Origin of the sequence: Williamwhitmania sp. (genome assembly GCA_035529935.1) — a bacterium.
Classification (GTDB): Bacteria; Bacteroidota; Bacteroidia; order Bacteroidales; family Williamwhitmaniaceae; genus Williamwhitmania.
The window spans coordinates 1-10,684 of sequence record DATKVT010000033.1; the positions used below are offsets into that span (position 1 = coordinate 1).

Here is a 10,684-nt window from a genome sequence, read left to right on the forward strand (position 1 = left end):
TGGTTTGGTGAAACTGCAATGTTGAGCGGCAAATCACCCAGTGGCAAACTTTTCCCCGCAGGTGTAAGGCTCCAACCGTTAGGCAACGTTACCCTTTTTGCATTTAACTCCGATAACGACTGAGCTGAGGCCACAATTCCAACAACGGAAAACATCGTAAGGGTTAGCATAACCCGACATATAGACAATTTCATGAGAACACGGATTTAATTACTACTCATTGGCCGAACAAAATACAAAATACAAATTGCTTTTACGTTTACGCTAAGCTAAATCAGACACAAGTTGAACGGAATAAAATACACTTACTAGTTGCGGTTTAAGACTACAACAATTAATTATGGTTAAATGATGCATCCTAATTTTTTGCATACACGATCATTCTTTCATAAAACAGTCAGTATGTCAAATTGTTATGATCATATTTATTATTCTCTATATATTCTTATTGGCGCGCATACCTTCCCCGTTAACCCTTTTTTTCTACTTTAGCTTATCAAAACTTTTAAATGATGGCAGATTTTAAATTAGAGTTAATCACTAACAGTGAACAGGTTAAGGAGTTTCTACAACTTCCTGTGGCTCTTTATAAAAATGATTCTAACTGGATTCAACCGCTCGATAATGAAATAGAGGCGGTTTTCGACCCCAAGAAAAATAAGTTGATGCGAAAGGGCGAAGTTGCTCGCTGGCTTCTGCGCAACACTAAAAAAGAGGTAGTTGGACGCGTGGCTGCCTTTATTAATCCTGAAAATGCATCACTAAATGAGCAGCCCACCGGAGGAATGGGTTTCTTTGAGTGTATAAACGACCGCGATGCTGCGTTCATGCTGTTTGATAATTGTCGCGATTGGCTTAAGGAGCGCGGAATGGAGGCCATGGACGGCCCCATTAACTTTGGCGATCGCGACCGCTGGTGGGGGTGCTTGGTAGATGGCTTTGTTCCTGCAAACTACGGTATGCCCTACAACTTCCCATACTACCAAGAACTTTTCGAGGCATATGGATTTAAAAACTACTTTAACCAATACACCTATGCAAAAAACATTACGCTGGATAGCATGCACCCAGGCCTGCAGGAGAAAGCTGTACGGATAGCAAAAAATCCAGAGTACCACTTTGGGCACATAAAAAAAAGCCAACTCAAAAAAGTTGCGGAAGACTTCCGAACGATCTACAACAAAGCTTGGGCAAAACATGGTGGCGTTTCGGAAATGAGCGCTGCGCACGCCACTGCCTTGATGAACCAGCTTAAACCCATTATTGATCCTAAGCTTATCTACTTCGCCTTTCACAATAACGAACCCATTGGCTTCTACGTAATGATCCCTGAAATTAATGCGGTAATTAAGCACCTACATGGGAAAATGAATCTTTGGGCAAAAGTGAAGTTTTTCTACCTGCTCAAAATCCGAAGAACATGTAAAACTGCATTGGGGCAAATTTTTGGTGTAATTCCAGAGTATCAAGGCAAAGGTGTCGAAGGTGGCATTATTATGGCCTTTGCCGATGTGGCATTGCAAAAAGGATTTCAATACAACTTTTTGGAAATGAACTGGATTGGCGACTTCAATCCAGTAATGATGCGCCTGCAGGAACAAATTGGGGCCAAAATCCGTAAGACACACGTCACTTATCGCTACCTATTCGATCCAACCAAGGAGTTTACAAGAGCAAAGGCCATTGGCCGAGCAAAAAGAGCAACAAAAGAGGAATAGATGAACACCGGGTATAGGAGAGTACTCCTTTTATTGATAGGCGTGGTGTGCCATACAGCCACCTTTGCCCAAATGGATATTAAAACCAACTTGGTTTTCAGCGATACGGTAAAAACGCCGTTCAGCAACCAGTGGCAATACCTCTCCACCGACATCTATCTTTTCAACGGCCATACCTTCAACAAGCTCATTAACGACCTCAACGTTGATGGCACGAAGGAACGGCATGGTTGGTTTAAGCACAAGCAGCCTCAGGAAAAGTTGGAGTTTCTGCTGCTCACCGCCGAGCTGAAGGATGTGAAGTTATTTGGCCCCAACGACCTCATATACCCCATCTACAACTTCCAAATCGACAAGGATAGGGACAATAAATACCAGACCTTTGTTAGCGACAATCTGGACCACGTTCGCATTATCGATAACCTACCGCTTTACTCGGCAGGCAACTTCATTGATGCCACCATTCGTGCCCGTGCCATTACAAACAATAGCCGCGACGAGGTGCTGAACTTAGTGGCCGGACAGCTCAAGAATTTGGCGAACCTCACCAACCCAACCACTGCCGTATTTACGCTTGTTGGCGAGTTTGGCTCCTTCCTGGAGGCCTCAACGCGCAATAAGGAGTACCGGTTTAGCTCCACCATTCGGCTGTTTGAGCAGAAAAACTTCGATACCCGGCTGCACTCCATCCGCATTTACGCGCTCACGGCAGGCGATAACCTCGCTCCAGTTTTCGACACCGAGGCGCTGCAAAACTTTATGGATACCACCTACAACCCCACCATTTCGCGCAAGCTGCTTTCGGCGCTTATTCCCTACCACGACTCGCCGCTCATTGTGGTGGTAAACTACAAGTCGCTTTACCGCATGGAGCAAATATCGGGTGATGAAGTCACTGCCCAGGCTATCGACCAGCGAAGGCTTCGTATTGAAAACGAATTTTCCAAAGGGCTTATAAGCAATGAAACCTACCAGCTCGAACGAAACTTCCTCGACTTTTTAACATCGTTCAACGACCTCAAGCGTGCCATTGAACTCTACAAATTAAACGTGAAGGTTGCTGGCTCAAACGGAACAAGCACCAGCCTTATGCAGGTGGTAACCAGCTATCGGACCATGCTCAAGATTAACCGCGACAACGATGCCATGAATGTGGAAAACAGCACCTACGCCACGGTGTTCAAGCCGGAGTATAACCGAGTGCAGGGCTATGCCGGACTTTACCTTGAGGAGGATATTAACCTGAAAAACGCCCGTGAGCTGGTGATTGCTATCAACAATGCTGAGGCAGGCCGATATCCCACCAAGTATGAGGAGCAGGAGGAGATGCTGAGCAAGCTGCACTTTGCCGACATATTCGCCGGAGATAGCTGGAACAACTCCATCGAGGGTAGGCTCACCAATGCAGCAATATCGCACCTGGAGAGGGAGATTTACGCCAAGAAATACATGCTGGAGGTAAAGAAGATTAACTCGCTCAAGGCGACAGATGGCAACAGCAATGCCCCAGATCAGCTACAGCAGCTACTCGGTGGAACTTCTTGTGAACTTTGTCGCGACAGTGCTCTTGCAGCCATCAAGCACTTCAGAACCACCTATGTTGATTTTCTTCGCCAAAAAGAGCTAACCCGCAAGGACAGCATTTCGCGCGTTGTGCTCGAAAAGTCATACCTATTCTTGGAGAAGTATCAAATCATAAAACAGAATTTCGATAGCCTATACCCCAACGGTTCAACCATGTCGCCAAGCATGGCCCTGTTGGATAATAGGCTGCAGCTAGCCAAGCGCGATATCGACGACCTCTACGATTTCTCTAACAGAGCGGTTTCCGATAAACCACTGGAGATTATTCGGGAACTAAACAGGAAAATGCTGGAGCTGCTTTCGGATATTCCGGCCAACTTCGACTTTATTTGTAGCCGTCGTAACGACCTCTGCGTAAAGCAACACCCAAGACCAGCGAAGCCAAAGCTCGACACCATACCGGCACTACCCGATACCATTGGGGTGCGCCAAAAACCTGCTCCCTGCATACTGGAAAAGGATTACAAAAGTAAACAGGATACCATACCCGCAGCAACAAAATAGTGACAACCTGCCGGACAAACCTAACAAACAAGGAGAGTAAGCGCTATGCAATCAATTAAGGAGATATTTAAGCTAGGGTTTGGTCCAAGCAGCAGCCATACCATTGGCCCAGGTCGGGCAGCGGAGATGTTTTTGGCCAAGAATTTAGAAGCCAGCAGCTTCCGGGTAACCCTTTTTGGAAGTCTTGCTGCCACTGGAGTTGGTCACCAAACCGACGTTGCCCTACAAAAAAACATGGAGGGCCGTACACTAGAGGTTGTATGGAATCCAAAGGTAAGCCTCCCTCTTCACCCCAACGGAATGCTATTTGAGGCGCTGCAGCACGATGGCACGGTAACCGACAGCTGGGAGGTTTACAGCATTGGTGGTGGCGACCTGAAGGATGCCAACGGCATTGTAAACGAGCAGCACATCTACCCCCTGTCGAAGATGACCGACATTATGAAGTGGTGCAAAACCGAGGGTAAGTCGTTTTGGGAATATGTGGAAAATTATGAAGGTCCCGAGATATGGGACTATCTCAAGGAGGTAAAGGATGTAATGTTCGCCTCCATAAAGGATGGCCTCGAAAGCGAAGGTGTGCTCCCCGGTCCCATTAAGCTGCAACGGAAGGCCAGCTCCAGCTACGCCAAGGCGCTGAGCAGCCACAACCCTCAAAAGAGCATTGGGCTACTGTTTGCCTACGCCCTTGCGGTATCGGAGGAGAATGCTGCGGGCAACCGCATTGCCATTGCACCCACGTGCGGCTCGGCCGGCGTGGTTCCATCGGTGCTATACTACGCCTCTACTACACACGAGTATGTGTCCGAAACAAAGGTGTTACGAGCATTAGCCACTGCCGGGCTATTTGGAAACGTGGTAAAAACCAACGCCTCCATCTCCGGTGCCGAAGTTGGCTGTCAGGGTGAAATTGGTACCGCCTGCGCCATGGCTGCCGCTGCGCTCACCCAGATGTTGGGCGGCTCCATTCGCCAAATTGAGTATGCCGCCGAGATGGGCTTTGAGCATAACCTAGGCCTCACCTGCGACCCCGTGCTGGGATTTGTGCAGATTCCCTGCATCGAGCGAAACGCCGTTGGGGCAGGAAAGGCCTACCAGGTATCAACCTACGCCATGTTCTCCGACGGTGGTCATAAAATCTCCTACGATCAGGTGGTAGAAACCATGGCCGAAACTGGCCGTGACCTCCAGAGTGCCTACCGCGAAACCGGCTACGGCGGGTTGGCCAAGAAGTGGGAGGCGTTTAAGTAGTCAGTAGTCGGAAGTCAGAAGACCGAAGAAAATGTGCCAATTGTTCAATATGGCAATGAGACTGATGTCAATGAAAATAATCTTTCTTACTCCGCAGAACTCTGTGGAAAATTAGTGACAAGTGACAGAAAAGTGACAGGTGACCGATTGACGGGTTACTAAAAAGTCAGAAGACCGAAGAAAATGTGCCAATTGTTCAATATGGCAATGAGACTAATGGCATTGAAAAGAATCTTTCTTACTCCGTGGAACTCTGTGGAAAACACGGTGCCACTCTGTGTAACCAGAACCTAGCGCAACGAGGTCAGCGAAGCCAAACTGCACTCAATACTCCTAATCCCCTAATCCCCTAAAAACCTAATCCCCTAATCCCCTAAAAAATGTCCGAGAAAAACTACGACCCACAGATGCATACTGCCGAGCATATCCTAAACCAAACCATGGTTCGGATGTTTGGCACCAGCCGATCGTTTAGCAACCACCTCGAGCGTAAGAAGAGCAAGTGCGACTACCACTTCACGCGCCCGCTTACGGAGCAGGAGCTGGCTGCGCTGGAGGACAAGGTTAACGAGATTATTGCCAAAAACATTCCCATTAGCGAGGAGTTCCTGCCGCGAGCCGAGGCCCAGAGCCGCTTCAACCTCTCGCGGCTACCAGAGGAGGCAGGCGACGAAATTCGCATTGTAAAGGTGGGCAGCTACGACTCCTGCCCCTGCATTGGACCACACGTGGCCAACACCTCCGAAATTGGACAGCTGCGCATTCTCTCCTCCGACTACACCGATGGCGTGCTCCGCATCCGGTTTAAGCTGGAGAGGCCGGAATAGGTGCAGCTACCTTCTGCTTAAAAATCTAGTGAAAACCTCCATCTCTGCGAGGTACACACATTCCAAGTGCAACGTGATCGCACAACCTCTTTAACGATGCGGTTCAATTTGAACTAAACTTGGTCGAAAAGAGAAAAAAATTGAAGTTTTAAATCTGATTAATCCTGCTGTAATGGACAAAATGAGATATGGCTGGAATTGTTATGAATATAAATAAGTGAAAAAAATCAATTACCCATTGAATAATTGTAAAAGATACTAAATTTGTCTACCGAACAGTTTAAAACTGCACATTACATACCAACAATGGGAGAACCATACAACTTTCATCATATACGTCAGTTGCACCCTGTTTTTTTATGTTAAAAAAAGTAATGTCTAAATAGAAATTAAATTATGAAAAGAAACATTCTGTTTTTTCTAATTGCGGTTCTACTTTTTTCATGCAAAAAGGATAGTGAACCGGAAACCAAACAAGTTTTAATACAACCATTGGGAGTTGGTTATTATTGGGAATTTGTTGATTCAACATTCTCCAACATTGGTGATCTTACAAATGTTGACACATCAAGACTATCTATAACTGGAATAACCAACGTTACCTATAAGGGTGAATCTATTGATTTATACGATTGGAGTTGGAATACTGCTCCAAACTTTATGTGGTTATGCAACTATGATGCAACAGGGTTTTACATGTATGGAGGGAAGACGGATAATGGTACCTATATTTATGAAAAAAGTCTAAACATTAAGTATCCTGTAAAAATTAATGAGATTTGGGATCATATTAACTACTCACACGGCCAAATAGGCGATAGCTCATTTTTTTATATCTACAATACCGTTTATTACACGTGCTTAGCTGTTAACGAGCCTTTTAAAACTAAACTTGGTTCATTTGATTGTTACAAGTACAATTACAATTACCTTACAAACGGACATCCTGATCAAACATATCTGTATTACGCTCCCAACATTGGTTATGTTGGTATGATTGAACAAGAAAACGGAATTACTATATATAAGAAGACGTTGATTTCATATAACATAACCGATTCTAACTTATCATCGAATAAGAGGTCTGATTTTATGAATATAAAAACTAAAAGTAATATAGGAAGAAGAGAATATGGACCTTACAGATAATCGCTAGAAGAGTTGTTTCAAAATCAAAAACATCGTGAAATCTTTTAAATCTACCTTTTTAGAACACCATAGCCCTGAAACCGCAACCAAAATGTATTAATGACAGCAATCTTAAGCTTACCACTATGAAAATATTTTTACTTACCACCCTTGGCCTAATTATCGGGATATCCAGCCAGTCACAAACTATTACCACCGTAGCAGGAGGGGGCGTTGGCGATGGATTATCAGCAATAACAGTTCCCATTTCTCCATCTTCCATCGCCGTAGATGCATCCGGGAATATATATATAATAGATGGAAATTTATCTGTAACATATGGAAACAATAGAATCCGAAAAATAAATGCCACTACCGGAATTATTACCACCGTGGCGGGAAATGGTGCACTTGGGTACTCAGGTGATGGAAGCGCCGCTACATCGGCCGCTCTATCTGATCCATGTGGGATAGCCGTAGATAAATTTGGGAATTTATACATAGCGGAATCTCTAAACGAAAGAATACGAAAAGTAAACGCCGCTACAGGAATTATTACTACCGTGGCAGGAAATGGCACTCAAGGATACTCGGGTGATGGAAGCGCTGCCACATCTGCTCAGCTGGATAATCCAAACGGAGTAGCCGTGGATGCAGCTGGAAATTTGTATATAGCGGATGGAAATAATAATAGAATCCGAAAAGTAAACGTCACTACCGGAATTATTACTACCGTAGCAGGAAATGGCAATCAAGGCTACTCTGGTGATGGAGGTGCCGCCACGTCGGCTCAGCTAGCCATAGCTTACCAATCCGGATTAGCCGTTGATGCAGCCGGAAATATATACATAGCGGATTGTTATAATAATAGAATACGAAAAGTAAACGCCGCTACCAAAATTATTACTACCGTGGCAGGAAATGGCACTCAAGGCTATTCTGGTGATGGCGGCGCTGCCACATCAGCTCAACTAGATTGGCCATGGGGAGTAGCCGTAGATGCATCGGGAAATATTTATATAGCAGATGAAGTAAACAACAGAATCCGAAAGGTAACCGCTGCTACCGGAATTATTACAACCGTGGCAGGTAATGGCACCTGGGGCTACTCAGGTGATGGTGGCGCCGCAACCTCGGCTGAGATGAGTGGTCCAACAGGGGTAGCGTTAAATGCAACCGGAAATTTGTATATAGTGGATCATGGAAGCTGCATAATCCGAAAAGTTGACGCCACTACCGGAATTATTACTACCGTGGCAGGCGATACAAATGGATATTTTTGGGGAGATGGGATCGCCGCCACATCGTCTAAACTAGATTCTCCATACGGGGTAGCCATAGATGCAACCGGAAATATATATATAGCGGATGAAGGAAACAACAGAATTCGTAAGGTAACCGCTGCCACCGGAATTATTTCCACCGTGGCAGGAAACGGCATTGGAGGCTACTCGGGTGATGGCGACGCCGCAACCTCGGCTGAGATGAATCGTCCAGGCGGGGTAGCTTTAGATGCAGCCGGAAATTTATACATAGCGGATATTGGAAATAACAGAATACGAAAAGTTGACGCCACTTCAGGAATTATAACTACCGTGGCAGGAAATGGCACTCAAGGTTACTCGGGTGATGGAGACGCTGCCACATCGGCTCAGCTAGCTTGGCCATACGGGGTAGCCATAGATGCAGCCGGAAATTTGTACATAGCGGATTACTTTAATTACAGAATTCGAAAAGTTGACGCTGCTACCGGAGTGATTACCACCGTAGCAGGAAATGGCACTCAAGGCTACTCGGGTGATGGAGACGCTGCCACATCGGCTCAGTTAGCTTGGCCAACCGGGGTAGCCGTAGATGTAGCTGGGAATTTATTTATTGCGGATAAAAATAACCAAAGAATACGAAAAGTTGACGCTGCTACCGGAGTGATTACCACCGTGGCAGGAAATGGCACTTACGGCTACTCGGGTGATGGGGGCCCCGCCACATCGGCTCAGCTAAATTTTCCATACGGGATGGCCGTAGATGCAGCCGGGGATTTGTACATAGCGGACAGACAAAACAACAGAATTCGAAAAGTTGACGCTGCCACCGGAACTATTACAACCATTGCAGGCAATAACTTTGGTGGCTACTGGGGTGATGTAGGTGCCGCCACATCAATTTCGCTAAATTATCCATCAAGCGTAGCCCTAGATGCAGCCGGAAATTTGTTTATTGCAGATGAAGGAAACAACAGAATCCGAAAAGTTGTATTTTCACCTTCTGGTATAGGCACAGTAGATGTAGAACAGTTTATTAATGTTTTTCCCAACCCTACCACCTGCACAATAACCATATCGGGCTTATCGGAACTTTCAAAAGGGAGCGCCATCTACCTGCACATTATGGATGTATCGGGTAAAATAGTCCTAACAAAAAAGGTGGATAGCCCTACTGGTTCTGAGACTATCGATACGGGCTCCCTTGCGCCTGGAGTCTACCTAATCAGCATACAAACCGATACCCAAAGGGTAGCGAAACGCTTTGTAAAGCAGTAGTTCACTGCTCATTTCTTTGGTAAAGGAGAGCCTTCAGTTTACTGGAGGCTCTCCTTTGTATTTAGGCTACTTGATTTAATAATAATATTCTCCAAACGATGACCCAAGATGTTGCTTCAGCCTACTTAAGGCCGAAGCCGAGCAAAAAGAAGGACAATACAACCAGCAGCTAGTACCGGAAGGTTTCGGCGATGGTGCTGCAGAGCAGTTGGCAGGTCTCCTCGTCCATCACACCCAACTTTTTAGTGAGCCGAGCCTTGTCAACGCTTCGTATTTGGTCTATGGCCAACTGGCCGGACTTCTCCTCAAAGCGGCAGCTAACGCGGGTTGGGTAGCTTCGGAGGGTACTCGTGAGCGGCACAACGGTCACGGTGCTCAGATACTTGTTCGCCTCGTTTGGGGAGACAACCAGGCAAGGTCGGCTCTTGCTAATCTCGGAGCCCACGGTTGGGTTAAGCCCCACCAGCCAAACCTCAAAGCGCCTTACCGCTACCACGTCCATTCCTCCCCGTCAAACGCGTTCTCCACGCCCTCGAAGTAGTCCCCCTCAGGCGCATGCTCCTTGGCGGCCTTGGCGAATGCCTCCGCCCACCCCTTGCGGGGTTTGTCCTGGATGGGAGCAAGGAAAAGTCCCCCGTCCTTAACCTGTATCTCCATCTTCTTACCGGGGCCTAGCCTGTCCAGCATTCGCTTGGGAATGATTACCCCTTGAGAATTTCCAATTTTTATGATTGTTGTTTCCATGCAGCTTGTTTTTTGCAAATATACGAAACAATGTTATTACTTGTTATAACAATGTTTTCGCTGCACCCACATCCGGTGCGGCAGTGTCTTAAAAAGAAGTTCCTTCTTGACAATCTTCACATAAGACTTTACTCTAGTATAAGTTAACTACACCAATAGGTGGGGTAATTAATGAACTTTAAGCAAGCAGACCAATGCAATTGGACAAGAGTATGGGAGTGTAAGAGAATTGTTTACAGTTTTAGAATATTGAATTAGGCATTTAAGTAATAAGCATTTTATAGGAATGCGGTTGTATGGTCAGCATTCTGTCTAAAAGGTTGTCAAATAGACCTTTCCCCATAAAGCTACGGTTAAATCGGTAGGTATACTCATCGATATAGGATTG

At 45.9% G+C, this 10,684-nt stretch carries 10 protein-coding genes; 6 read left to right on the forward strand and 4 right to left on the reverse strand.

Annotated features, from left to right (window positions below; genetic code table 11):
* A partial coding sequence (locus VMW01_02210; GenBank protein ID HUW05050.1) for a hypothetical protein occupies window positions 1-194 on the reverse strand: 194 nt, incomplete at its 3' end.
* 318 nt (window positions 195-512) lie between these two features.
* Between VMW01_02210 and VMW01_02215 the strand changes: the two genes are divergently transcribed.
* The 6 genes from VMW01_02215 (at window position 513) to VMW01_02240 (ending at window position 9,552) form a co-directional block, all read left to right on the forward strand.
* Window positions 513-1,718, forward strand: a complete 1,206-nt coding sequence (locus VMW01_02215; GenBank protein HUW05051.1) for a hypothetical protein — start codon at window positions 513-515, stop codon at window positions 1,716-1,718.
* Window positions 1,719-3,806 carry a hypothetical protein gene (locus tag VMW01_02220; protein ID HUW05052.1) on the forward strand — a complete coding sequence of 696 codons (2,088 nt, stop codon included), beginning with the start codon at window positions 1,719-1,721 and terminating at the stop codon, window positions 3,804-3,806.
* A gap of 45 nt (window positions 3,807-3,851) precedes the next feature.
* Window positions 3,852-5,057, forward strand: a complete 1,206-nt coding sequence (locus tag VMW01_02225; protein HUW05053.1) for an L-serine ammonia-lyase — start codon at window positions 3,852-3,854, stop codon at window positions 5,055-5,057.
* 380 nt (window positions 5,058-5,437) lie between these two features.
* Window positions 5,438-5,884, forward strand: a complete 447-nt coding sequence (locus VMW01_02230) for a hypothetical protein (protein HUW05054.1) — start codon at window positions 5,438-5,440, stop codon at window positions 5,882-5,884.
* Between the two features lie 396 nt (window positions 5,885-6,280).
* Window positions 6,281-7,033, forward strand: a complete 753-nt coding sequence (locus tag VMW01_02235; GenBank protein HUW05055.1) for a hypothetical protein — start codon at window positions 6,281-6,283, stop codon at window positions 7,031-7,033.
* Window positions 7,034-7,158: 125 nt separating this feature from the next.
* Complete coding sequence (locus VMW01_02240) at window positions 7,159-9,552, forward strand: T9SS type A sorting domain-containing protein (GenBank protein HUW05056.1); 2,394 nt, start codon at window positions 7,159-7,161, stop codon at window positions 9,550-9,552.
* Between the two features lie 169 nt (window positions 9,553-9,721).
* Here the strand turns inward: VMW01_02240 and VMW01_02245 are convergent, their stop codons facing one another.
* The 3 genes from VMW01_02245 to VMW01_02255 form a co-directional block, all read right to left on the reverse strand.
* Window positions 9,722-10,054: a type II toxin-antitoxin system PemK/MazF family toxin gene (locus VMW01_02245; GenBank protein HUW05057.1), complete on the reverse strand. Its 333-nt coding sequence runs from the start codon at window positions 10,052-10,054 to the stop codon at window positions 9,722-9,724.
* On the reverse strand, window positions 10,042-10,296 hold the full coding sequence (locus VMW01_02250; GenBank protein HUW05058.1) for an AbrB/MazE/SpoVT family DNA-binding domain-containing protein: 255 nt from the start codon (window positions 10,294-10,296) through the stop codon (window positions 10,042-10,044). Before VMW01_02250 ends, VMW01_02245 begins: the two co-directional genes overlap by 13 nt.
* Before the next feature lie 262 nt (window positions 10,297-10,558).
* A partial coding sequence (locus VMW01_02255) for an IS1595 family transposase (GenBank protein HUW05059.1) occupies window positions 10,559-10,684 on the reverse strand: 126 nt, incomplete at its 5' end.